This is a genomic window from Aestuariibacter sp. GS-14, from assembly GCF_006494365.1.
GTDB classification, from domain to species: domain Bacteria; phylum Pseudomonadota; class Gammaproteobacteria; order Enterobacterales; family Alteromonadaceae; genus Alteromonas; species Alteromonas mangrovi.
In genome coordinates, this window is record NZ_VHIP01000008.1 from 15,931 (window position 1) to 41,457 (window position 25,527).

A 25,527-nucleotide genomic window follows, 5' to 3' on the forward strand; every position below is an offset into this window, starting at 1 on the left:
TGCTGCTCTCAAAACCGATTAATGTGCATTTTGCCGCCAGGGCATTGTGCGAAGAATATCGGCAAATACCCCTGCTGCTGTTACGGTAGCGCCAGCGCCGTACCCGCGAATAACATAAGGGATTGGATTATAATAGTCACTGTGAATCGCCAGGGCGTTTTCACCGTCTTTTACTGCTGCCAAGGGGTGTGAAACCGGTACCGCCTTGATCATTACCTTACATTTGTCACCTTCAATGGAGCCAATGTATCTGAGTACTTTACCGTCTGCTTTCGCATTAGCAACCCGCTCGGCAAAATCTGCATCAAGCTGGGGTAATTGATCCATAAATGATGCCACGTCGCAATCTTCGGCAAACCCGGCCGGCAATACCGATTCAATCTCAATATCCTTCAGCTCTAACTCCAGATCGGCTTCACGCGCCATGATCAGCAGTTTACGAGCCACGTCCATACCACTCAGGTCGTCACGCGGATCCGGCTCAGTAAAACCGTTTGCCTTCGCGGTGCCGGTTGCCTCAGACAGGCTCATGCCTTCCTCCAGCTTACCAAACACATAAGACAAACTGCCCGACAGAATACCTTCAAAGCGATGCAGTACGTCACCGGCAATAAACAGCTTTTGCAGGTTGTCGATTACCGGCAAGCCCGCTCCAACGGTGGTTTCGTACAAATACTGACGATTGGTTTGCAGCGCCGTTTTGCGTAATTTTTTGTAGTAAGCCAGCGAGTCAGTGTTAGCCTTTTTGTTCGGCGTAACAACGTGGAACCCATTTTCCATCATATCCACATACTGGCTGGCGATAGCCGCATTGCTGGTGCAATCCACAATGACCGGATTCACCAATGCATTGTTGTTCACAAACTCATGCAAACGCTCAACCGAGAACTGGTCCAGAGATTCAGCCAGCTCAGCCTGCCAGTTGGCAGACACATCGATACCATTGCTGCTAAGTAACAGCTTACGGCTATTGGCAATACCATACACACGAGCCTGAATGTTGCGTTTCAGCAGCACGGGTTGCTGTCTGGCAATCTGTGCAAGCAGTTCAGCACCCACCACACCGCAGCCAATCAGGAAAATATCCAGTGTATGGCGATCCGAGAAAAAGTTCTGGTGAATCACTTTTACCGCTTTTTTAGCGCGTTTGGCTTCAATTACAGTAGAAATTGAACGCTCAGACGACCCCTGGGCGATTGCGATGTTATTTACACGGGCCTGCGCTAACGCATTAAAGAAGCGCGCTGCCAGTCCTTTGGTGTGACGCATGCCATCCCCCACCAGAGTGACAATAGCAAGGTCGTGACGCACTTCAATCGGATCCAGCAACTGGTTCTGTAATTCCAGTGCAAAGGCATCTTCCAGCAGGCTTTGTGCGCGCAGCGCATCTTTGCTGTGAATACAGAAGCTGATGGAATACTCAGAGCTGGACTGCGTGATAAGACTAATGGAGATATGGGCGTTAGACATGACCTCAAATACGCGACTTGCCATGCCCACCATGCCTTTCATGCCCGGACCCGCAACATTGAACATGGCGATGTTATCTAACTGGGATATCCCTTTCACGCTGGTCCACTGGGTACTGGCTTCATTGCTGATAAGCGTGCCCGGAGCGCTTGGATTTAAGGTATTTTTAATTAAACACGGAATATGATGCTGAGCGATTGGACCAATGGTTTTCGGATGCAGAACTTTGGCGCCAAAGTACGAGAGTTCCATGGCTTCCTGGTAGGTCAGTTTATCCAGAAGTACTGCCCCTTCGACCTGATTTGGATCAGCATTGTATACGCCGTCTACGTCTGTCCAGATTTCGCAGCAATCAGCATCGATACACGCAGCCAGCACAGCGGCAGAGTAATCCGAGCCGTTACGGCCTAACGTGACTTTTTCGCCTGCGTCATTCGCTGCCACAAACCCTGGCATAATGATCAACTGGCTGCCATCGGTATTTACATCGCTAAAGCGCGCTTTACTCAGCGCAACATCGGCAATACTGTCGAGATAATCACCTTCGGCAAGAATATATTTCACCGGATCAATAATAGTATTGCTTACACCTTTGGCAGTGAGGATAGCGCTGAATAAGTTAACGCTGATGTATTCGCCCAGGCTCATGATCCCTGCGGTTACCGGATCAGGTGAACAGCCCAGCAGCGCAATACCCTGAAGCTGTTTATTCAGTGCGTTAAGATGCGTTGTGATGAAGCTGCTGATTCCGTCAAAGTTAAAACCTGGCAACTGTGCATGCAGTTCTGCTGCAATGCCATTGACTGTTTTATCCAGTTCAGCAAACAGTTCGCTGTAATCTTCCCCTGCCGCTGCCTGGTCGCACAAGGCACCTAGCGCATTAGTAACGCCTTTCGGAGCAGACAAGACTACAGCAGCACCATCTGCCTGGTGAATGGTCGTGCTAATCTCGGTCACCCGCAAGTAACGCGTTGCATCGGCCAGAGATGAACCACCAAACTTTAAGACTTTCATTGAATGCTCCTTGACTGCATTGTTATGGGCCAGCTTGCCCCTTTCGTTACCGCAAAAAAAAACCCGCTCTTTTCAGGGCGGGCTTTCGATGTCTGTTTGCTTACGCGCACTAGCCAGCGACCGCCCTCCAAGAGGTGGTAATCATCATGCCGGTAGTGCTAATAATCGTCTTCATGCGTTCAATTTGCCGTATAGACGTCTATATGTCAACAGGCTTTGCGCATTTTTCAGACCGTTCCGTTGCCAATCTGGTCGGAATCTTTGTATTTGGGCGCGCATAATAGCACGTTATTCCCTTGTTCGGCTAGGGATCTGCCCTGCAAATAATAAAAAGGGGCGATACTCTATTTTCCCCCCTCAATGTGTTAATAACGTACGAATAACGGCTGGAATTTATGAACCAAACAGCACCATCAGCACCATAAACACAAATCCAATGCCCGCAATTTTCAACCCGTTTTTATACGGTAGCGCTTTGGGGATAAACATTAAAAACGCTGAAATAACGAAAAACAACAACGACACGCCAAACGCAATATTCACAAAAAACAGTGGGCTGTTAGTGGTAGCTTTATGCAACTTAACCATTTTGGCCAGCGGTGCCGGGTAATCTTTCACAGAATACACTACATCACCGGTTTGTTTGTTGTATTGTCCCTGACGGAAGCGGATGGTGTCACCATTGTCATCTTCTACGGCGAAGCCTTTGAGGCGCAGTTGTTCGCCCAGCCCTTCACCACTCAAACCTGTCTCTAACTTGCGCTCATAGGTAGTTTCGAATTTTAGAAATTCAGTATTTCTGAAAATCAGCAAAACTCCGCTCACCGCATACACGGCCATGATGCCGGCAAGAAAAAAACCAATCCAGCGGTGATACTGTCGAAAACTATGATGAAATTTTGGTGAAGCCATGTTCTTCCTTATGATTAAATTTTGGGGTATTTTGCCGAAAAAGCCCGTGTGAATACAGTGAATTAACATTTCTTAACGTTGTGTGCGTTTTACACAAATAAGAAAAAAGCAAACATTAGTGAAAACGGCGCTCAGAAATAAGCAGTAATGTGTCGCGAATTTCATCAACAGAAAGCGGCTTTGTTAAGAAAGCGTTCATACCCGCATTGAAACATGCTTGCCGGTTCTCACTGGTGGTATTGGCGGTCATTGCAATAATAGTGAGTGACTTGTGATCATATCCCAATTCCCGGCGAATTTTCCGTGTAGCCTGAAAACCATCCATTACGTCCATCTCGCAATCCATAAAAACCACATTATAATCCCGGCTTTGTTGCAATTGTTTCACCGCTTCCAGACCATTCACCGCGTAATCCGCGGTTAAGTCCAGCTCCGACAGCATCGCCTCCATTACAATGCGGTTGATTTCATTGTCTTCCACTACTAGCACCTTCATGTTGCGAAGCTGAGCAAGCACAACCGGATCAGCTATGCGAAATGGTGTACTGTTGATCGTATCAACAGCTGGAAACTTGACTGAAATAACAAACTCCGAACCGGCGCCGGGATGACTGTGCACATTAATATCACCCTGCATGGATAGGCACAGCTCTTTCACAATCGACAACCCCAATCCAGTGCCCGCATTAGCCTGATTGTCGAACTGCTGAAAGGGTTTAAATATGCGCGAAATTTGCTCGCGGGTCATGCCCTTACCCGTGTCTGCTACACGTGCCACCAACTCAATCATGCTGCCACTGTGTATTGTGGTAATGGTAACCTTGATTTGTCCGCCAAAGGTAAATCGCAGCGCATTATTTAGTACGTTGCTAAAAATTTGCTTTAACCTTACTTCATCTGCATCAACCCAGTCCTGTTTGCAATAATGCGTTTCGAACTCCAGTTGAATTCCTTGCTTCTCACACAGCGGTAAATAAAGAACCTGAAGGTCGCTGAAAACCCTGGCTAACGAAACAGGGGCAGGAGCTAACTGTAATTCACCGCTGTCTATTTTTGAATAATCCAATACATCATTTATGAGCCGGACCAAGGTTTGTGAGCTTTGTAAGGCGATGGCAATCTTGGTTTCGAGAATGTCTTTGTCGAGCCCGGCATGCAGGGTTTGCAACATCCCTGAAATGCCATTTATTGGGGTACGCAGTTCATGACTGACTTTCGCAATTAACTGGCTACGGGCAAGTAATAAGGCTTCTGCTTCCTGCTTTTTCTCTGCCAGTTGGTTTCGGTTAATTACGTCGGTGTGAATATCCTGAAATGCACCAAAAAGACGAACGCACTGCCCATTCTCAAATTCCGCTTCACCTAAGGCAGCAACCCACTTCTCTTGCCCACTATAGGTGACTAAGCGCACTTCGATATTCCAAGGCGTACCGTTTTCCATGCCCGCCTCTACCGCTGCGAGAATGCGTTCTCTATCGCTACCTTCTTTGTAGAAATCAATAGCGGATTCCAGATTGGGCTCAAAATCGTCCGGTACTTCATGAATAAATCGGGTTTGATCACTCCAGTACACTTTGCCTGATTGCACATCGACTTCCCAAAAACCAATATTTGCCAAACGCTGCATAGAACGCAGGGAATCCAACCGGCGCTTTTTCCACACAAGGCTTTCCTCACGGGATAAGGCAGATTCAATTACCGCCGCAATGGTTTTAATCAGTGCGATATCATCACCACTCAGTACCTGCTGTTGTTTGTCAGTGAATAAAAAAAACAACGTTCTGGGTAGTTTTCCATCACTAAAAATGGGCGCGCCTAAATAGGTGTGAATTGAGAATAAATTGACAAACGGATGTGACGCCACTTCTGACAGTTGACAGTTTTCGTAATAAGTCAATTCACCGCTTTGAATGGGATTGTTACACAGCACATCCACAACGGGTAAGGTAATCCCGGCCTGAAAGTTCAGCTCAGGCGACTGTTTAATACTCAGCAGGCGGTATAGCGTATGATCAACTTCGTCAATACCACCAAAACCCACAGCATCAGCACTAAAGGTAGTTCTGCACATCTCCAGTAGTTGGTCGATCATCACTGGTGTAGTCAGCGACTTATCCGAGGAAATCTCCAAAATGGATCTATAAATGAGTGGGTTACCGCGCTCAAACTGCATAGGGCTTACCGAAGATAGATCTGAAAGCAGGATCTTATTAACATTTCTGTATCATACCATTTGTGGCAAATTAGCCAATAGCGAAAAAAAATCGTTCTCATTTATCGGTTTTGAAAAATAGTATCCTTGTCCTTCATCACACCCTAACTGTTGTAAAACCTGCCTTTGCTCTTTAGTTTCAATTCCCTCACCTACCAGCTTTAAATTCAATGTCCTGGCAAGGCGAACAATCACATCCACAATGTCCTTTGCTTGTTGGTCTTTGAACATATCATTTACGAACGAACGGTCGATTTTTAGCACATCTAATGGGAATGAGCGCAAGTAATTCAGGCTGGAATAGCCCGTGCCAAAATCATCCAGCGCTATCGATATACCTAAAGCAGAAAGCCGGTTCAATATTCCCCGTGTCTCGGCAAAATCCATCATCAGGGCCGACTCAGTGACTTCCAGCTCTATCAGATTACATGATAAATCGGCATCGTTCAGCATCGTTTCAATCTGTTCGCAAATATCGCTTTCATGAAATTGCTGCGCCGCGATATTTACCGCAATCTTGAGAATCTTTCCGTGCTGGTAAAATCGCTTTGCCAGATTAATACTTTGCTGCAAGACCTGACGGCCAAGCTCATGAATAAGACCTGACTCTTCGGCAAACTCAATAAACCGGTTGGGAAGAATCAGACTTCCGTCATCTGCTGCCAGTCTTACCAAGGCTTCAGCGCCGGTAATCTCACCGCTTGCTAAATTGTATTTTGGCTGATAAAGCACAACAAGCTTGTGTTCTTCCAACGCGCTGCGTAACAATTTCTCGATGCGCACGCGCTCGTTTAACTCCAACTGTAAGTTAGTAGAGAAATAACAATATCGATTCTTTCCGGTGGTTTTGGCCCGATACATAGCGGTATCTGCGTGCCGCATAAGCTCTTCCGCACTGGATGAATCCGACGGATAGATACTCACCCCAATGCTCACGCTAAGGGTGTGTTCATCACCAGCGACAGAAAACGGCTCCTGCATGGCATCAATGATATTTAATGCGGTGATATCGGTTAAATTTGGCGAGTGCACTTCCGGTAACATCACTACAAACTCATCGCCCCCCACGCGCGCGAGAGTAGTTTTGCTGTCACACAAATGTTCAAGTCTCTGCGCGACTTCAGTAATAATCAGATCACCAACGGAGTGCCCCTTCGCATCGTTCAGGTACTTAAAGTTATCGATATCAATCAACAGTAATGCTACTGATCTGCGGGTTATTTGAACCCGCGAGATACTTTGCAGCACCCTGTCGTGTAACAACATTCGGTTGGGCAATCCGGTTAACTGGTCGTGATTAGCCAAATGGGTCATTTGGGTTGCCAGCGCGATGGATTCAGTTACATCCTGAAACACAATCACGCAACCCAGTAAATTTTGATGTTTGTCACGAATTAGAGCCGCTGAATCTTCAACACGGTACTCTCCCCCCAAACGGCTGGTTAATTTGGCATTTAACGCCATAGCTACCGTGCGCTTCTCTTTTAACGCAATTTCTACCGGGTTGGGTAAAACCTGATTGTTGGAAGCATCAGATAACACCATCACCTCTTTTATATGATGGCCTATTGAGGACGTTTTGTGCCATCCCGTCAGCCTTTGCGCAACGGGATTGATAAAGGTAATTCGTCCATCTGGGTCTGTTGCAATCACCCCGTCTGCTATGGAATTGAGTACCACATTCAAGTACTGACGTTCTTCTTCAACCTGGTGCCGGGCTGCTAACACTGCCTGTTCCTGCTTTTTTAACTGCAAGTGATTACTTACTCTGGCTCTACAGAGTGTTAGATCAAACGGTTTGGTTATAAAATCGATGCCCCCAGCTTCCAGTGCCTTGCGCTCTGTATCGTAGTCCTGATGCGACGTAATAAAGATGATGGCTGGTGTTCTGATAAACGCGTGAGTCTTGATTCTGCGACAAACTTCGAATCCACTTACATCAGGTAGCTCAATGTCCAGCAATACAATATCCGGCTGACGCACCGCAACCAATGCCAATCCTTCGCTGCCACTGCCTGCTGTCTCAATATTTGCCAAGTCAGCCAAGCCACTCTCCAGAATAGCCAGCGAACCAAGGTCATCATCAATTACAACGATGTTAAGTGACTTTTCCATTTGCATATCCAAAGACCACGCCTTCAATTAACGAGAATTCCCCACATACCCGCCCACTTGTACCCAGAGTACTGCGTAACTCAAATTTACTATTTTACTCTTCAGCTTGTTAATTACAGGTTAAAAAACAAATCAACACCTATACTGACATACAGCTTCTCATACCCAGACTTGGACGTTATCTGTTACAGCCTCAAAATCGGCTCAGGCGGGATCAGTCAACAATGAATATGCGTCTTGAATGAGTATAGGAGAATGCTGGGGTTACACTAAATTTTTGAGACGATATTTTTTCAGGCAGGTTAAATTGAGCAGTGTTAAAAGTAATTCCTTATGGTTACTCGCATTAGTGGCTCTTCTAGCTGGTATGTCTTTCATGCACGAAAGATACATTGAGCGCGAAGCTTTTACCGACCTTGCCAGGCAGCACCAGGTAAACCTGCGTGAGATTAAATCGGATATAACCAGCAGGCTGAATGATTCTGTTAATGCTATCTACTTTCTTTATTCTACGCCGCCAATCAGCGGCTTAGTGAGGGCAGCCGAAGACCCAGAACGCATAGACCGGCATGATAACACCAGCTTTGACGGCTGGCGGTACCGGCTGGAAACGATCTTTGTAGCCTTTTTAAAAAACAATGAGCAATACTCACAAGTCCGATTAATTTATGCAGATTCGGGTGAGGAGTTTATCAGGGTAGACAGAGTCAGAGGCGACGTGCGTACTATTGGCGCACAAATGCTTCAGGACAAGAGTGGCAGAGACTATATAGAGGTCGCCAGACAACTCAAACGCGAACAATTGTATATTTCTGGTATAAACCTCAATCGCGAGCACGATGAACTGAGCATGCCTTATGAGCCCACCGTGCGCTTTATTCTTCCAGTATATTCAGAGCAAGGCGAGCTGTTTGCCTTTCTGGTGCTTAACAAGAACCTCAACGTGCTGTTTAGTTCAACCGAAGCATTGATCGTTCCTGGTCAGCACCTTGTCTATAACGATGCGGATGGATTTTTTCTGAATCACTTCAACCAGGCCCTGTATTTTACCAAGGACTTAGCACCAGAGAAAACCTATAACGCTGTTTACACAGATAACGTATTACTCCCCAACAAACTGAGACGGGTTACCAATAAGGCTGATCCGAGTGAGCAATACTACGTGTCGAGCGAAAGCATTCTGGTGCCGTCGGGATATGAAGCTTATCCGCTCACAATCTCTATTTTTAGCGACAATACCTGGCTGTCGTCGTTTCTTTGGGGTCGCCGCTTAACCTTTTATTCCGGCACAGGCTTAATTTTACTGATATTTCTGTTAGCACTAACGATATTAAACCGCTCCGCCAGCAAAAATCGCAAACTGGCTGAGGCAAGAGCAGAAGCGCAAGCTGTTGTAACGGGGGCAACTGATGCAATTATTACGCTTGATACAACCGGCGCTATAACGTCGTGTAACTTCGCTGCAGAAAAAATGCTCGGTACAGACAAAGGTCAGTTAGTAGGTGAAACGCTGCACGATTACTTTAACCCGTTTACCGAAACCCCTATCGAAGTCATCCTGAACAATGAAGATGCGGATATTGACATTGTCTGGCGAAAACAGCAGGAAGATATTCACTACCACTGCAGTAAATGCGTTATTAAACAAACAAAGGGCGTCTCGGCATTGGCCTTGTTTTTCCGTGACATTACTCAGGACATCCGGGCCAAAGAAGAAGCAGCCAATATCAACCAAATATTGGAAAGCAAGATAGCCCAGCGTACCCAGGAACTCGAATTAGCGCGCAACGAAGCAGTTGAAAACAGTAAAGTAAAAAGCCAGTTTATCTCTAATATCAGTCATGAAATGCGCACGCCACTCAATGGCATACTTGGCGCACTCACCATGCTGCAGCGTCAGAAACTGCAACCTGAAACTTCAAAATTTATCAATATGGCAGCGATCAGCGCATCTAACTTAACCACACTGATCAATGACATTCTGGACTTATCGAAAATTGAAGCCGGTAAGCTGGATCTAGAATGCAAACCATTTAATCCTGAAACTCTGGTTAACAGCCAGATTATTCCTCATGCAATGAAAGCCGCCGAAAAGGGGCTGGAGTTTTACCTGGATACATCGGCTATACGTTTTCGGGAGTTCAATAGTGATCCCCATCGCATCGCGCAAATCCTCAATAATATTATTGGCAACGCAATTAAATTTACTGAATCAGGTTCAGTAACGGTAACGGTTACCTCTAAGATAACAAACCAAAATGGTCTGTTGACCGTCTCTGTTACCGATACGGGAATTGGGATCGAAAAAAGTAAAATCCCTAGGTTGTTTAACGCTTTTCAGCAAGCGAATAGCCAGATATCAACTCGTTATGGCGGCACTGGATTAGGTTTAATGATCTGCAAACAACTGGTTAATTTGCTGGGTGGTAATATTGCTTTGTCTTCTGCGCAACACAAAGGCACAACGGTTGATATTACGCTGTCATCCAGCGACTGGACTGAATTCGATAACGCTGAACTTACGCTGTTTCGTGGTGCAGTATTTGGTATATTCGCCAGTTCAACGCAGTCGGCTTCTATTATCGCGAAAACGGTACAGAATTTAGAAGGCACTTCACGCATTTTTTCAATGGACGAAATGCCAACAACAGCCGACAATTTGCCTGCCAATATAATCATTGATTTACCCTTGACGCAGGCAGAAGAACTTTGCCATCAATTACAGGCACTTAAGGCATCCGTACAATTGTTTGTTCTGCGCCAGTTCACCCAACCCGCTAGCATGCAAAGCGAATCAATTCACTATCTCACCAAACCGCTTATGCGAAATGAATTAATTGCCAAAGTGCTAAAAGTGCCAGAACATCAGGCGGGTTTTGGCTACGATAACGGGTATCATTCCAGAACAGATGATATTAAATTACAGGATGAGAATTTACGCATTCTGGCAACTAAAACACTGCTCATCGTAGACGACAATGATATAAACCTGGAGGTTGCTGCCAGTTTATTATCGAGCTTGCCAATTAACGTTATAACCGCCAGTTCAGGCGAGGATGCCATTGCGCTGCTCTCCAGTTTTAAACACTCCGGCAAAGCAATTCACGCTATTTTGATGGACTGCAACATGCCTGGTATCAGCGGCTACCAAACAACGGAATTAATTCGTCAGGGTAATGCAGGGGAAAAAGTCGCAACGATTCCTATCATTGCCATGACCGCAAATGCGTTAAAAGGCGAGAAGGACAAGTGCTTAAGTTCAGGCATGAACGACTTTATAACCAAACCACTCGACCCAAACGAATTTGTAAAGCTTACCGTAGCCTGGCTATTAAAGTACGATAGCAGTTTTGTGTACCCGCCTTCGATAACTGAGAGCCAAAGTAGTAAGCCTGAATCCGATACATCTCAAACGGCTCCCGAAAGCTCTTCACTTTGGAACAAAGAAGAGGCACTTTCACGTTTGATGAACAACGAAGCACTGTTAAATAAATTGGTGAGTTTATTTCTAGCTAATGCAGACACGCTATTTAACGAGCTTTCAGAGGCAATTCAACAACGCGACTTTGAAACGATTCGTCAACGCAGTCACAAGCTAAAAGGGCAAACCGCAGAATTGGGCGCTGAGCAATTCTGTAACACCCTGAAAACGCTTGAGGCACTCGCCAAAAGTGCCAACCCCGACGTTATCGAATTATTGAATACCGCCCAACAACACTTCAATGATTTGGTGCTACATTTGCGTGCACAACACCCTGATGGCCACTGAGTGTTGTGTTATTCGCATAACCAGTTTATTGCTTCGGCGGGGTCAGTAAAATAATTGACTTCGCCACCAATAAACCAATCACCCAATGTTGCCATAAGCGCCTGCCAGTCGGCATGACCGACAATGGCTATTTTTTCAAACTCATTGCCGTGCTTTAAACCAATCTTCAAGTCGTCCCACGCCGCTCTCAGTTCCCATCCGGTAAATTCGGTGGCGTCCATCAATAAGCGGACTTTAGGTTGTGCTATGGTGCCTATAGCGCCTTCAAGTAACGGTGTAAACGCCTGATAGTCGGCATGCGTAAGCTTACCAACGGCTTTCATAGTGATATACAAGGTATGTTGAAATCGCTCTATTCCAATTGAAACGCTATGCGAAACGCTATGGGTGTTGCTCATCGCCAACCCCTATGTCTGACTGAAAGACATCACACTAGCGAATATTCGCCATCTCTATGCTGACATAAATCAACAAAAATAGCGGTCCCGTTCGCCTGCGTAAAGTCATGTGGTAAGGTAATACCAATTAGCAACATTGAGTGATACCGTGACAGAGCACGCCCAAGCCAAAAAGATGGCCTACCAGATCATGACCAGCTTCGACAAAAACTATCGCTGGTTCAGTCGCATCACCCGAGGCGCACAAGAGCGTTTTGAGAAAGGCCACTGGCGCGATGCGTTGGCTGCGTCGAAAGAACGCATCAGTATTTACGAGCAAAGCCTGGCCGAGGCGGTTGCCGACATGTACGAGCAGATCATCGTTCACCAAAAAGACGTTGAATTCTGGTATGCGTTAAAAGCGGCATTTGCCAATCTGATCGAAAACCATCCTCAGTATGAACTGGCCGAAACCTTCTACAACTCGGTTGTGGGTAAGGTTTTCCGACACCGTTCTATCGACAACAACATTATGTTTGTGTTGCCAAGTCGATGCTTTTTACCCGGCCAGGACCGCGCAAAAGTTATTCACAGCTTTGATACCAAAACCACAGTGCGCGAAATGTATGAAGCCATTTTTGCCTGCTACCGGTTTAACATTCCCTTTGAAGATCGGGCGCGCGACATGCAGTACCTCGACGACGCCCTTCGCGACCGACTGAGCAAGGAAGAATTAGCCAGTGTCACTGCCGTAGAAATGCTGAAGTCCGTATTTTACCGGGGTAAAGCGGCCTATTTAATTGGCCGGATTCGCATGCCGGAGCAAACGCTGCCGTTCGTGATTGCACTACAAACCAACGACACCAACGCCTTATTTGTGGATGCACTGCTCACAGAACGGCATGATCTCAGTGTTATCTTTGGTTTTGCCCGCTCCTACTTTATGGCAGACACGCAGTATCCGGGTGAGCTGGTAGCCTACTTGCACGAATTAATGCCAAACAAAAAGGTGTTCGAACTTTACATTGCACTTGGCCATTACAAACACGGTAAAACCGTGTTTTATCGCAACTTTCTGCAACATATGGAAAAGTCTGTCGACGCCTTCGAAATTGCGCCTGGCATTCGGGGTTTGGTGATGATGGTGTTCCACCTGCCATCCTACGGCGTGGTATTTAAAATCATCAAAGACGAATTTGCCGAGAGTAAGAAAATCACCCGGGAGCACGTAATAGACCGCTACAAACTGGTGAAAATGTCAGACCGGGTCGGCCGTATGGCCGATACTCACGAATACGTTAACTTTCGCTTCCCGCTGCAACGTGTTCATCCGGACTTATTAGCAGAATTACAGGAAACCTGTGCCTCCAGTGTTGAAATAACTGGCGATGAACTGGTGATCAAGCATTTGTATATTGAACGAAAAATGACGCCGCTAAACCTGTTTCTGCAACAGGAAACCGACCCGCAGAAACTCGAAAACGCCATTGATGAACTTGGCACCTGTATTAAACAAATTGCCATGGCGAACATATTTCCCGGCGATATGTTGCACAAAAACTTCGGCATTACCCGTCACGGCCGGGTGATTTTTTATGATTACGACGAAATTTGTTATATGAGCGAGCGCAATTTCAGAGACATCCCCAAGTCTGACGATCCTTATGCGCTGGATACCTTGTCGGTTGCTCCCAATGACGTTTTCCCCGAGCAGTTCGAACATTTCATTGTGGGCAAGCGGCCATTTAAAGAAATGTTAAAGGCTAAGCACGGTGACTTAATGACGCCGGAATACTGGCGACGCGTTCAGAAGGAAACCTCAAAAGGGGAAATTCATAACTTTACGCCTTATCCGCAGTCGCGGCGCTTTAGCCGTCGTCCGGACAGGTTGGCGGGCGCCGATTCCAAGCCGTCGAAGCCAGCCGAGCCAACGCAAACCAGCGAATAACAGCCATTGTTTTACGGTTGAAAGTAACTACTGTCGCCTGTTTAACTTTTCGAAACAGCGCTCGCGTTAACCCCGTGCGTTTGAGCGTTAGCGCGGGGTAACTGAACGTGCGCTTGCATTAGAATGCAGTAAAGAATAGCCCTACGCTTAATGCCAGCCCTACAACAAAAGCTACACTGCGAAGGGTATCCCACGCGTACCAGTAACAAAGCAAATATACCAACCGACACACCACAAAACTAGCCGCTAATGCAACATGTAAGGATCCAACCGACGAGGTAGCCAGCACTACTAACGCTGCTGGTGCAAAGTAAGTAATGGCTTCAAAACAATTGTAATGCGCGGCAGTTGCACGCGCGCCAAAGCCTTTGAGCTGTTGTTGCTGTTCACGGGGCAGCGAATTGTTGTATCCGCCATGCCGATGCATTGCCACCGCCAGCGGTATTTTTGCGAGAAACGGCATAATGCATACAATCAGCAGACAAGACAGGAATAACGTCATCAGATTCACTCCATGAATAATGTAATGGTACTTACTTTTTACTATTAACTATTGGCTATTGGCGCTGCATAAAAATGGTCACTTCCGCCATCACCAGACCGAACTTTTTAATGTACGAGCGATTCATTAGTGTGTCATTGTCCAGCGCCCAGAACCAATCGTCAAATGCCACTGTGTAAGTAGTATCATCAACCGGCAAGTCCATAGAATACGTAAAATTGAATGCGTTGCCATAAGGAGTACCTGTAGCAACATCAAGTATGTCTGACGCCTGTCCGGTGTAGGTGCCATTGGTTTGCGGAGTGATTCTCCATATTCTCGATGCTGGCCCTTCGCCCAACGAATACGTAAAGCGCTCGTCTAACACCAGCACGTTACCGTCTTTGGTGCCGCTAATATCCACCGTAAAACGCTGAAGGACTTCGCCTGAGCGGTTTTGCACAATCCCCCAAGCTTTTACCTCACCGGTAAAAAACTGCTCCAGGGAAAACTCAGGTGTTTGTTGCTTGTATATATCACCCTCAATTGAAACGCTACACCCCGCCATGCCAATACACAACAATAACCCCAATAAGTAACGCATTACCTGGTTGCTCCTGCTAATAGTTTATCGCGAAATTCGGGCTCGCTGGTTTGATCGCCAAGCCAGATACCAAAAAAATGATTGGCGAATCCCGTATCGGTCACATCGCCAGCCAATTGGCCGTTGTGGAAAAAACGGGCACTGCCGTTGGGTAAATAAACGCCGGTCAGCGTATCGCCGCGTTTTACATTGGGGAACACGCCTTCCATCAGTTTTAGCCAGTTTTCGAGTTGCGTACTGGTAACGCCAGACTGCCTGCGCATTTCTTTCACTGAGCGCGCGGCAATATCCTTGCCGTCAAAGTCTCTGAGATACGTTAACGACAATGCATAGGGCGGTTGCGATGCCCATTTGCCATCGGGCGCCAGCAACACTGCATCGTACACATCCCAAAACAACACAGAAAAACGTGCGCTGCCGACTGCTTTCGCACCAGGTACGTCTTGCGAAATAAACGCATTGCTCACATTATCGCTCCGGGCCATGGTTGGTGGCACCCAACACATTAGCGTTAATAACCATACGGCAGTCATACACCGCAAGCTTGAATTTACTGAGAGAGGTTGTAATTTCACTTTGCACGCAGTTAATTTTACACTATGCACCTTATACCCAGACTGAGAGTAAATTGATCACTCAGTTTGAAACACAACGCTAAACGTCGATAAGGGCGGTGAAGTAAGCCACAATGACTATCGCTCAACATCTCAATATTGCGCTTCCGTCGCCCGTGCAGCGTTTTAAGCCAGACTGGCCGGGCGCCGAAAAAGTGAATATCTACATTAAACGGGATGATCTCATTCACCCTGTTGTGTCGGGTAATAAATGGCGGAAATTGAGTGGGCTGTTTGCTAATGCCGATACCCTTCCACGAGAAATTATTAGCTTTGGAGGCGGATTTTCGAACCACCTGCATGCTTTAGGTTATTGCTGCGCACAACTGAATATTCCCTTTACAGCAATGGTGCGCGGCGATTATTCGCTGCATCCCACCCCTATGCTTCAGGATTTGGCGAGTTGGGGAGTTACAATCAGGTATATCACCAAACTGGAATACCATCGTCGCCACGACCCTGCTTATTTAACGTCTTTACAAAACTTGTACCCCTTAGCCACTATTGTGCCCGAGGGCGGAACCCAGCAACTGGCATTAGCAGGGGTGCAACAAACGTTACTCGAATCCCAGCAAACGTTCGACGTGGTGATGAGCCCGGTAGCCAGCGGTGCTACACTGGCAGGGTTAATTACCGCATTAACACCAAAACAACACGCTCTGGGTATTGCAGTTCTGAAAGGGGTTGGTTATCTTGAGTCACTGGTTGAGCAATTTTTGCCCGAAGGTTGCTGTAGTAACTGGCAGATCGAACACGCATTCCACCACGGTGGTTACGCTAAGTCGGGAAGCGAGCTCACCGCGTTTATCAATACCGCCTGGGAACGCTATCAGCTTCCCCTTGAACCCGTATACAGCGGTAAGGTGTTTTTTGCGCTAAAAGTACTTCTTGCACAGAATAAGTTTGCCGAAGGAACAAACCTTCTGATCGTGCACACGGGGGGGCTCCAAGGCGCGCGAAAGGACGCGTGAACACTTGTGAATAAAGGCAGCAAAGTGATCTGAAAACCCAGGTATTCCGTTACATAACCAAGCACATAAGTACCCTATTAACTACGTCAGGAATCCAATATGAGCGATGTCCATACCGGCTTTTCCCGCCCCAGTCAGCTGCTGATTGACCGCGCGTTAGTGCTGTGTAAGGTGCTGCTGGGTATGGAAAATTCGTTCTACCCTTTCGCTGCTATTTATGAAAATGGCCGGATTGGATGCTTGTTCTCCGACGACTATGGTTTAGAAAACCCGAGCGAAATGCAGTTAATGGAACATCTGCAATGGCGTATCATCGATAATATAACCGACAGCGACGCCTATGCTACCCTCGTTTACGCCGCACAAATAGAAATCAACGACAAACAGGCACAAGATGCTATTGTTATAACGTTGTGTGAACCCAATAAACCTGAACGCTCGGTGGTATATCCCTATTACAGGAGCAACCAACGCATTATTCTGGCGCCTCCTTTAATCGAAAAATAACTGTCACAAAAAGCGGTTAGTTTTATCACCACAGACACACGACTTTGCTTGCCAATTTTCGGGTGTCTGTTAGCATTCACCCCAAACTTACCTCCAAGATAGAAGGGATAAAAATATGTCTCGTGTTTTGATTATTGGTGCCGGTGGCGTCGCGACAGTAACCATAAAAAAATGTGCCCGATTACCAGAGTATTTCGATGAAATTTACCTGGCCAGCCGCACCGTTTCAAAATGTGAAGCGCTGCAAAAAGAAGTGGGTGCAGACCGCGTAAAAGGCGTGTTTGCTGTAGATGCAGACGATGCAAAAGCGGTTGAAGCTTTAATTAATCAGGTTAAACCAGACCTGGTGGTTAACCTGGCCCTGCCGTATCAGGACCTGCCCATTATGGACGCATGTCTGGCAACCAAAACAGACTATCTGGATACCGCGAATTACGAGCCAAAAGACGAAGCCAAATTTGAATACAGCTGGCAATGGGCATACCAGGATAAGTTTAAAGAAGCAGGCATTATGGCGCTGCTGGGCAGTGGTTTCGATCCGGGTGTAACCAACGTATACACCGCCTATGCTGCCAAGCACTACTTCGACGAGATCCACTACCTGGATATCGTTGATTGTAACGGCGGCGACCACGGCCAGGCGTTTGCAACCAACTTCAACCCTGAAATCAACATTCGTGAAATAACCCAGCGCGGCCGCTTCTGGGAAGATGGCGAATGGAAAGAAACCGATCCGCTGAGCGTACGTGAAGATCTGGATTACCAGAATATCGGTGTGCGTGCGTCATACCTGATGTTCCACGAAGAGCTGGAATCCATTGTTAAGCATTTCCCTACCCTGAAACGCGCGCGTTTCTGGATGACCTTTGGCGACGCTTACCTGAACCACCTTCGCGTACTGGAAGGCATTGGCATGACCAGTATTCAGCCGGTAGAGTTCCAGGGCCAGAAAATCGTTCCGCTTGAGTTCCTGAAAGCCGTATTACCTAACCCAGGTTCTCTGGCGGAAGGCTACACAGGCATGACCTGTATCGGTACATACATTACCGGCGTGAAAGACGGCAAAGAAAAGACTATCTTTATTTACAACAACTGTGACCACGCAGTATGTAATGAAGAAGTAGGCGCACAGGCAGTGTCGTACACCACCGGTGTACCTGCAATGATTGGCGCGATGATGATGTTACAGGGCAAGTGGCACAAGCCTGGCGTATGGAACATGGAGCAATTCGATCCGGATCCATTCATGGATGAATTGAACAAGCATGGCTTGCCATGGCATGTGATTGAGTGTGACGCCAGCCCGTTTGCCGAATAATCTGGGAGAGCAGCTTTGACTGATTTAACCCAGCGTACCGAGATCCCTTCGCCCTGCTACGTGCTGGAAGAAGCTAAATTGGTGCGCAACCTCGAGCTGATGAAACGCGTACAGGATGAGTCCGGTGCGCGCATCATTCTGGCGCTGAAAGGCTTCTCCATGTGGTCCAGTTTCGACATTATTAAACCCTATCTGCACGGTGCTACTGCCAGTTCAGTTTGGGAAGCGAAACTGGCCAGTGAAATGGGCAAAGAAGTGCATGCCTTTTCACCTGCCTATAAACCGCAGGACATGGTGGAACTGGCCAAGCTTGTTAACCATATCTCGTTTAACAGTTTAGGACAGTGGCAACGCTACAAAAACCAATTGCCAGGGGTGTCTCAGGGCTTACGCGTAAACCCTGAGCATCAGGAAGCAGAAACACCGCTGTACGACCCTGCTGCGCCGGGCTCCCGCCTGGGTATTCGCGCAGCGGAGCTTGAAGGGGTAGATCTCACCGGTATTGAAGGCTTTCACTGTCACAACCTGTGCGAGTGTGATTCGTTTGCTACCGAGCGCACGCTCAAAGCACTGGAAGTGCGCTTTGGTAAGTGGTTCGGGCAACTCAAGTGGTTAAATCTGGGCGGCGGCCATTTAATGACCCGCGCAGGTTATAATGTTGACCATCTGATCAACACGCTGAAAGACTTTAAGGCCCGTTACCCAAACCTGGACGTTATTTTAGAGCCTGGTTCGGCGGTAGCCTGGCAAACCGGACCGCTGATTGCCGAAGTGGTAGACATTGTTGAAAACGAAGGCAAGATTGCGATTCTGGACATTTCTGCCACAGCGCACATGCCAGACGTGCTGGAAATGCCTTATCGCCCGGCCATCCTGAATGCGGCATTGCCTGGCGAAAAAGCCTATGATTACAAACTGGGTGGGAATTCCTGCCTGGCCGGTGATGTGATTGACGTTTATAGCTTCGACAAACCACTGAACATTGGCGATCGTCTGCAATTTGAGGACATGATGCATTACACCATGGTGAAAACCACCTTCTTCAATGGTGTGGAACATCCGTCTATTGGTATTTTGCGCAGCGACAACACCTTTGAGCTGGTTCGTCAGTTCGACTACAGCGACTTTAAAGGCAAATTGTCTTAAGTATTTTCAATGGGCAGCAACAGGCTGCCCATTTTTTTACAAGATCCCTCTGCCCCGCTTGATTCCGCTCTCCCCAATTCTGCCTTCGGCCAGCACTTCATCGTTTAACTTAATGGTGAACGGCGCGTTTGTTTTGCCCACAATACTGTACTGAAAACCGTAAATATGGTCTTCGTGAAGGTGCAAGGTGGTACTTCTTACTGGCGAAACCAACTCGTAAATGCCGTCATCGATGTGCTCATCTATTACATCCACCAGCCAGTTTCCGCGTTCAATATCAATTGATAGCTGCTTTTCGCGCATGAAAAACTCTCCCTGGGTGTTACCCGAATATCGATATGACCTGATAAGAAACGCTGAACTGAAATCAAACCAACGCACATACGCTAGTTTGAATGTTCAGCACAGTAGACAATTGCAGGGCGATTTATTATTGGCTCGCGTGTTACTCACGTTTTAATTAACACGCGTTGTTTGAAATTATTCTAGGTCCAATCCGGCCTGGTACAAAGCGTTTTTCTTTAGCTGATAATGATCTGCAACAATAGCAGCCGCTTTTTTTAGCGGAAGGTCAGCCTTCAGGCGTTTTAGCAATGACATAGCGTCTGCCGGAATGTCATTTTTTTCAATTTGCACACCGTCTATCATAAGCACAAACTCGCCTTTTTGATGCACGGCATCCGCTTCCAGCCAGTCGATAACCGTTTGCGCATTGCCACTGATATAACGTTCGAATGTTTTGGTCAGTTCTTTTGCCAGTACGATATGGCGCGCATCGCCCAAAACGGCCTGCACGTCTTTAAGGGTATCCAGTACCCGTCGAGGTGCTTCGTAAAACACCGTGGTATGAGGGCGGGAAGTCAGTGCTTCCAGTACCGTTTGACGTGCCACGGTTTTAGCTGGTAAAAAACCTTCAAAAATAAATTTATCAGTAGCCAGCCCCGAAGCGCTAAGGGCGGTAATTGCCGCACAAGGACCAGGCAGCGCAATCACATCAATACCCTGATCTCTGCAGCGACTCACCAGCTTATACCCGGGATCGCTGATTAGTGGTGTACCTGCGTCACTGATCAACGCCACCGTTTCGCCGTTAAGCAACTTTTGACACAACATCTGGCTGCGACTGTCTTCATTGTGGTCGTGCAAAGACAGGGTTTTGGCCTGAATTCTGAAGTGCTGCAGCAACTTTGCGCTGTGCCGGGTATCTTCGGCAGCAATCCAGGCAACCGACGATAACACGTCGATGGCACGCTGGGTGATGTCCTGAAGATTGCCAATGGGGGTAGGCACAATGTAAAGAGGAGCTGAACTCATGGGTGTAATCCGGGCAGTAAATTGCGCGTAATATACCCTGATGCGTGGCAGGTTAAAACCTACTACTGAGTTTTAGCCTGAATTGAACCGTGAATTGAGCCATGAATTACGCTGTAAATTACCCTGATCCTAAGTCCGTATTTGCCAATAGTGCTTAGATTTTATCGGCGAGTCAGTTACACTGGCAGTATTGCAATCCGCCGCGCGCCGCCGGGCAGATTCTTCATTGAACATTTGCAGGATGATTATGGTTCGATTGAGCACTTCGATACTGTTTGTAACCAGCACACTACTTATTCTGAGTGGTTGCGGGTCAACCCCGGTTACTCGTACGCTCCCCTCGCGCGTAGCGCCGGTAGAAACGCCAGCGAGTGAGGACGTATCAGAACAATTAAGTCCGGAAGCCTTAATTATTCTGGCCGAACAACACTGGCAAACAGATAGCGCCAACACCCAGGCTCAGGATTATCTTATTCAGGCGGCAGAGTTGTGGCAATCGGCTGGTGAATCCCTAAAAGCCCAACAAATCGTCTACTCACTGCGCAACGCATCGCTGCCAGCCAATCTGCAGGCTCGTTACAACCTGTTATTAGCGCATCAGTACGCTGACGACCCCAAAGTAAGTAGCGAGCAAATTCTGGCGTTATTGTCTGGATCGTTATCCGATGCGCACTTACGGCAGCAACAATTTGCCATAAAAGCCAATCAGTATGCGCGGCTGGGCCAGTGGTTACAGGCAACTGACGCCTTATTGCAAAGCACCGACATCACCCCTGACATTGTTAACCAGGCCTGGAACTGGGTAAACCGAGCCTCTGTAAAAGACGAAGCAGGTGTTGCCAGATTAAAGGCCGTAACGCCGTTTGTGTCACTTAAACAACTGGTGCGGGAACATGGCTTTGATCAAGCCAATCTGATTCAGCAACTCATCAATTTCAGACAAGTCTACCGTGGCCATCCATTAGTGACTTACTGGCCAGAATCGCTAACCAAAGTAACCGACCTTGAGCCGGTAAGGCGCGACAATGTAGCCGTATTTTTGCCATTGAGTGGCCGCTTGCAAGCAACCGGCATGGCCATAAAGGAAGGCATTCTGGCCGCCTACTTTAACGATCAGAGTGCACAGCGCGCAAATCAAATTCCCCTGTTACAGTTTGTAGATACCAATAGTACAACCCCAGAACAACTGGCAGCGATTGCCGCCGAAGCAGACTGGGTAATTGGGCCGCTATTAAAAGAAAACGTGGATGCGCTGCTGCCGCTGCTCTCGCCTAAAGTAAAGATGCTGGCACTGAATCGCCCTGACGCTCCCCTTTCGCCTTTGGCGCAGGCATCGGAAGAACTGCTGCCTTCATCATTTGGGGTGCAAATTTTTTATGCACTGGCACCGGAAGATGAGGCTCGTCAGCTGGCCAACGAGGTTTTCGAGAAAGGCAAATCGGCTCCTATTCTGGTTGCCTCTGAACAATCCCTGCATCAACGAATGCAGGAAGCCTTCATTGATCAATGGGCAAAGCTCACGGCTGGGTTGGCCAGTCATCAGCACAGTGCACCTACGCTGGTAACCTATACCGACAACGCGGGCCTGCGCGACGGTATTCAGGAAGCACTGGATGTTGCCCAAAGCAAAGAACGCATCAAAGAAATTCAGGGCTTTGTAGACGATGAACTGTACAATTTGCCCAGAAACCGGTTAGACATTGATGCTATCGTGGTTTTCGCCTCGCCAGAGCAAACCGAACTACTGAACCCGGTTATCGAAGCCAGCATAAGCCCTTTTAATGGTGAATCTGTGCCCGTTTTTGCCACCTCGCGATCGGTGGATTACAGCAAATCACGCAATCAGTGGCGCGACTTACAAAACCTGCATTTCTTAGATATGCCATGGGTGTTGCCAACCAACCCCAACAAACAACTCGAGGCGCTTACCAAGGAGCTTTGGCCACAGCGCCCAACCAGCTTACAACGCCTGTTTGCCTTTGGTGTGGATGCTTACAATATCATTCCATTACTGGGTCAAATGGTGTGGCTGCCTCAACTGGAATATCAGGGCCTTACCGGCACACTTAAAATAAACGGTCAGCGTGAAGTGGTGAGAAAACTGCCTGAAGCCGTGGTTAACCAGGAAGCCATTCAACTGGTTGGTACCCAGTGAAAACAGCCCGGCTGATTGGATTTGCTCAGGAATCACAGGCCTGTAAATACCTTCAGCAGCAAGGGCTCACACTGGTTGCACAAAACGTTTGTTACCGCGGCGGAGAGTTAGATCTCATCATGCGAGACAACCAGACCTGGGTATGCGTAGAAGTGAAATTTCGCCGCCAGAGCCATTACGGCAGCGCCGCAGAGACTATCAGCGCAGCAAAAATCCGCAGAATGGGTGCTGCCTTTCAACGTTATTTAAGTGATAATGGCGTAAATCCGGCCATGGCGCCTATGCGTCTGGACGCTCTTGTAATCGACAATAAAGAAGTGAACTGGATAAAGAACATTGGTGTCTGATGCACTAATGTGTCTGTTGTATTTCATTTGAACCTTTGCAAATCAATGATTGAAAATATAAAAGCTAATTTTACAGAAAGTATCCAAACCAAAATTGCAGCATCTGAAATGTTACCGGCTGCCATTGAAAAAGCCGCCAATATGATGGTAGATGCCCTGATCCACGGCCACAAAATCCTCAGTTGTGGAAACGGTGGATCAGCAGGTGATGCCCAGCATTTTTCATCTGAAATGCTCAACCGGTTTGAACGGGATCGCCCAAGCTTACCGGCTATCGCACTGTCTACCGATACCTCTACAATCACCTCTATTTCGAACGATTACAGCTACGATGAGATTTTCTCTAAGCAAGTAAGAGCGTTAGGACAACCCGGTGACATCCTGCTGGCAATTTCTACCAGTGGTAACAGCCGAAATGTGATTAACGCCATGGAAGCTGCGTTATCCCGCGATATGACTATTGTTGCGCTAACCGGCAAAGACGGCGGTGAAATGGCAGGCTTTTTAAGTGAACACGACGTGGAAATTCGCGTCCCCTCTAACCGAACCGCTCGCATACAGGAAGTGCACCTTCTTGCGATTCACTGTTTATGCGAGTGTATTGATAACAGTTTATTCCCGGCCCATGATTTCGACGATATGTAATTGGCAACAAACCAAACGCTTACTGTTAGCGTTTGGTTCAGTGTTACTGCTTGGCCAGTTGAACGGCTGCGCCGTTGTAGCTGTCGGTGCAGTGAGTGCAACGGCAGTATCGGTGTCGGTTGACCGGCGTACTGCTGGTACCCAATTGGACGACATGAACGCCGAGAGCAAAGCATCGCGACTCATTGGCGATAACGACAATTTGCGGGAAAATGGCAATGTGGAAGTTACGGTATACAATCGCGTTGCCCTGTTAACGGGTCAGGCGCCCAGTCAGGAAGCGATTGCACAGGCAGAAGCACTGATTAAAAGCATCAGCTACATTCAGAAAATCCACAATCAAATTCGCGTGGGTGAGCCTATTGCGCCATCAACAGTAATATACGACCGCTGGCTGGCCACCAAAATTCGCACAAAAATTCTGGCATCAGATCAGGTGCCCACCTCGCAGGTGAGTATTATCGTTGAAGACTCGGAAGTATTTTTAATGGGTTTGGTCACCAATCAGGAAGCCACTGCCGCGGTGGAAATTGCCCGCCACGTAGACGGTGTAGCCAGGGTTATACGGGCTTTCGAGATTTATCAGTGAGTTGCTGATAGTTTCTGTTCCGCTGTTATCAAAGAGCCTGCGCCCTGCAGGCTTATTTATTTTTGAATTCCTTTCTAAACAACAACACATCCCAACCCGCATAACAAGAAACGCAAGACACCTAATACTTTGGTGGTATCACCGGTTAAGTCTGATTCTGTTCGTTATACTCACTCAGCGCGCTAAACGCTTGCTTTCCAGCTTGTTTTCGGTTTTATGCAAACAACTTGAGGGCGAGTAGCAATGTCTGCTTTGTCGACAATCCATCGATTAGCGGGTTGACTAAACCCCTAACGAACGCTATATTGTCGACATTCCTCTGAATAACAGTGAATTCGTGTGAGTATAGCGGTGATTACAGAACAAGCAGTAACCAGTGCCGACAAGACATTCTTCCAGCTTCGCAGCGATATTGTGGAAGGTGTAATTCCATCTGGTAGCAAGTTAAGTGAAACCGAACTGTCGACAAAGTACCAGGTTAGCCGCGCGGTGATCCGGGAGGCCATTAACCGCCTGGAAGCCTGTCATCTGGTTGAGCGTCGTGCGAATGTGGGCGCGCGCGTGGTGTCGTTAACGCCAGCGGGCCTGATTCAACTCTATCAGGTGCGCGAAGCGCTGGAAGGCATGGCCGCCAGACTTGCCGCAAAAAATATGTCAGACGATGAAATCGCTGACCTCACCTCATTGTTAGACAATCATTTTCAGACCGTAAAAGACGGCAACAGCTATTACCAGGAAGCCGGCGATTTGGATTTCCACTATCGCATTATTCTTGGCAGTAAAAATCAGCACCTTATTGAAGTACTGATCAACGGTATATACCACCTGATACGCATGTACCGGGTACAACTGGGCATGGCGGGACCAAGGGTTACCACCGCTTTCGACGAACACAAACATGTGGTACAGGCCATTGCCAACCGCGATGAAGAGCTGGCTGAAATACTCATGCGCCGTCACATTTTGTATTCAAAAAACAACATTGAACGCAAGTTGCTTCAATCCTAAAGACAGGAGAA

Annotated in this window: 21 protein-coding genes; 11 read left to right on the top strand and 10 right to left on the bottom strand. The window is 47.5% G+C overall.

Annotated features, from left to right (window positions below; translation table 11 throughout):
* Positions 1–18 precede the first annotated feature (18 nt).
* From thrA to FJ444_RS13660, 4 genes are all read right to left on the bottom strand, one after another.
* Complete coding sequence (thrA, locus tag FJ444_RS13645) at positions 19–2,484, bottom strand: bifunctional aspartate kinase/homoserine dehydrogenase I (protein ID WP_140959021.1); 2,466 nt, start codon at positions 2,482–2,484, stop codon at positions 19–21.
* A 393-nt stretch (positions 2,485–2,877) separates the two neighbouring features.
* Positions 2,878–3,396 carry a PepSY domain-containing protein gene (locus FJ444_RS13650; RefSeq protein ID WP_140959023.1) on the bottom strand — a complete coding sequence of 173 codons (519 nt, stop codon included), beginning with the start codon at positions 3,394–3,396 and terminating at the stop codon, positions 2,878–2,880.
* Positions 3,397–3,511: 115 nt separating this feature from the next.
* Positions 3,512–5,569 (bottom strand): PAS domain-containing hybrid sensor histidine kinase/response regulator, encoded by a 2,058-nt coding sequence (locus FJ444_RS13655; protein WP_140959025.1) that lies wholly within the window; start codon positions 5,567–5,569, stop codon positions 3,512–3,514.
* A 51-nt stretch (positions 5,570–5,620) separates the two neighbouring features.
* The gene (locus tag FJ444_RS13660; RefSeq protein ID WP_255439175.1) at positions 5,621–7,723 is read right to left on the bottom strand and encodes a bifunctional diguanylate cyclase/phosphodiesterase; all 2,103 of its coding nucleotides are present in this window, start codon (positions 7,721–7,723) and stop codon (positions 5,621–5,623) included.
* A 376-nt stretch (positions 7,724–8,099) separates the two neighbouring features.
* Between FJ444_RS13660 and FJ444_RS13665 the strand changes: the two genes are divergently transcribed.
* Complete coding sequence (locus tag FJ444_RS13665) at positions 8,100–11,492, top strand: ATP-binding protein (protein WP_181405163.1); 3,393 nt, start codon at positions 8,100–8,102, stop codon at positions 11,490–11,492.
* Positions 11,493–11,500: 8 nt separating this feature from the next.
* On the opposite strand, the gene FJ444_RS13670 is transcribed toward FJ444_RS13665, so the two are convergent.
* Complete coding sequence (locus tag FJ444_RS13670; protein WP_140959028.1) at positions 11,501–11,890, bottom strand: STAS/SEC14 domain-containing protein; 390 nt, start codon at positions 11,888–11,890, stop codon at positions 11,501–11,503.
* A gap of 148 nt (positions 11,891–12,038) precedes the next feature.
* Here FJ444_RS13670 and aceK point away from each other — a divergent pair, with 148 nt between their 5' ends.
* Complete coding sequence (aceK, locus tag FJ444_RS13675; RefSeq protein WP_255439176.1) at positions 12,039–13,817, top strand: bifunctional isocitrate dehydrogenase kinase/phosphatase; 1,779 nt, start codon at positions 12,039–12,041, stop codon at positions 13,815–13,817.
* Between the two features lie 118 nt (positions 13,818–13,935).
* Here aceK and FJ444_RS13680 read toward each other — a convergent pair whose 3' ends face one another.
* The 3 genes from FJ444_RS13680 to FJ444_RS13690 are packed head-to-tail and all read right to left on the bottom strand — an operon-like array spanning position 13,936 to position 15,369.
* Positions 13,936–14,319: an MAPEG family protein gene (locus tag FJ444_RS13680; protein WP_140959030.1), complete on the bottom strand. Its 384-nt coding sequence runs from the start codon at positions 14,317–14,319 to the stop codon at positions 13,936–13,938.
* Positions 14,320–14,374: 55 nt separating this feature from the next.
* Positions 14,375–14,902: a DUF3833 domain-containing protein gene (locus tag FJ444_RS13685; protein ID WP_140959032.1), complete on the bottom strand. Its 528-nt coding sequence runs from the start codon at positions 14,900–14,902 to the stop codon at positions 14,375–14,377.
* Complete coding sequence (locus FJ444_RS13690) at positions 14,902–15,369, bottom strand: chalcone isomerase family protein (RefSeq protein ID WP_255439177.1); 468 nt, start codon at positions 15,367–15,369, stop codon at positions 14,902–14,904. The genes FJ444_RS13685 and FJ444_RS13690 overlap by 1 nt, the downstream gene beginning before the upstream one ends.
* A gap of 221 nt (positions 15,370–15,590) precedes the next feature.
* Between FJ444_RS13690 and FJ444_RS13695 the strand changes: the two genes are divergently transcribed.
* From FJ444_RS13695 to nspC, 4 genes are all read left to right on the top strand, one after another.
* Complete coding sequence (locus FJ444_RS13695) at positions 15,591–16,487, top strand: 1-aminocyclopropane-1-carboxylate deaminase/D-cysteine desulfhydrase (protein WP_140959034.1); 897 nt, start codon at positions 15,591–15,593, stop codon at positions 16,485–16,487.
* A 99-nt stretch (positions 16,488–16,586) separates the two neighbouring features.
* The gene (locus FJ444_RS13700) at positions 16,587–16,994 is read left to right on the top strand and encodes a hypothetical protein (RefSeq protein WP_140959036.1); all 408 of its coding nucleotides are present in this window, start codon (positions 16,587–16,589) and stop codon (positions 16,992–16,994) included.
* Positions 16,995–17,109: 115 nt separating this feature from the next.
* On the top strand, positions 17,110–18,312 hold the full coding sequence (locus FJ444_RS13705) for a saccharopine dehydrogenase family protein (RefSeq protein WP_140959038.1): 1,203 nt from the start codon (positions 17,110–17,112) through the stop codon (positions 18,310–18,312).
* Between the two features lie 15 nt (positions 18,313–18,327).
* Complete coding sequence (nspC, locus tag FJ444_RS13710) at positions 18,328–19,458, top strand: carboxynorspermidine decarboxylase (RefSeq protein ID WP_140959040.1); 1,131 nt, start codon at positions 18,328–18,330, stop codon at positions 19,456–19,458.
* 36 nt (positions 19,459–19,494) lie between these two features.
* On the opposite strand, the gene FJ444_RS13715 is transcribed toward nspC, so the two are convergent.
* Positions 19,495–19,761: a hypothetical protein gene (locus FJ444_RS13715; protein ID WP_140959042.1), complete on the bottom strand. Its 267-nt coding sequence runs from the start codon at positions 19,759–19,761 to the stop codon at positions 19,495–19,497.
* A gap of 177 nt (positions 19,762–19,938) precedes the next feature.
* Complete coding sequence (rsmI, locus tag FJ444_RS13720; RefSeq protein WP_140959044.1) at positions 19,939–20,772, bottom strand: 16S rRNA (cytidine(1402)-2'-O)-methyltransferase; 834 nt, start codon at positions 20,770–20,772, stop codon at positions 19,939–19,941.
* Positions 20,773–21,019: 247 nt separating this feature from the next.
* Between rsmI and FJ444_RS13725 the strand changes: the two genes are divergently transcribed.
* The 5 genes from FJ444_RS13725 to FJ444_RS13745 all read left to right on the top strand — a co-directional run bounded on the left by FJ444_RS13725 (position 21,020) and on the right by FJ444_RS13745 (position 25,516).
* On the top strand, positions 21,020–22,927 hold the full coding sequence (locus FJ444_RS13725) for a penicillin-binding protein activator (protein WP_181405164.1): 1,908 nt from the start codon (positions 21,020–21,022) through the stop codon (positions 22,925–22,927).
* Positions 22,924–23,274 (top strand): YraN family protein, encoded by a 351-nt coding sequence (locus FJ444_RS13730; protein WP_255439178.1) that lies wholly within the window; start codon positions 22,924–22,926, stop codon positions 23,272–23,274. Before FJ444_RS13725 ends, FJ444_RS13730 begins: the two co-directional genes overlap by 4 nt.
* Before the next feature lie 45 nt (positions 23,275–23,319).
* Positions 23,320–23,919 carry a phosphoheptose isomerase gene (locus FJ444_RS13735; protein WP_140959048.1) on the top strand — a complete coding sequence of 200 codons (600 nt, stop codon included), beginning with the start codon at positions 23,320–23,322 and terminating at the stop codon, positions 23,917–23,919.
* Positions 23,900–24,508 (top strand): BON domain-containing protein, encoded by a 609-nt coding sequence (locus tag FJ444_RS13740; RefSeq protein ID WP_140959050.1) that lies wholly within the window; start codon positions 23,900–23,902, stop codon positions 24,506–24,508. The genes FJ444_RS13735 and FJ444_RS13740 overlap by 20 nt, the downstream gene beginning before the upstream one ends.
* A gap of 345 nt (positions 24,509–24,853) precedes the next feature.
* Positions 24,854–25,516 (top strand): GntR family transcriptional regulator, encoded by a 663-nt coding sequence (locus FJ444_RS13745; protein ID WP_140959333.1) that lies wholly within the window; start codon positions 24,854–24,856, stop codon positions 25,514–25,516.
* Positions 25,517–25,527 lie beyond the last annotated feature (11 nt).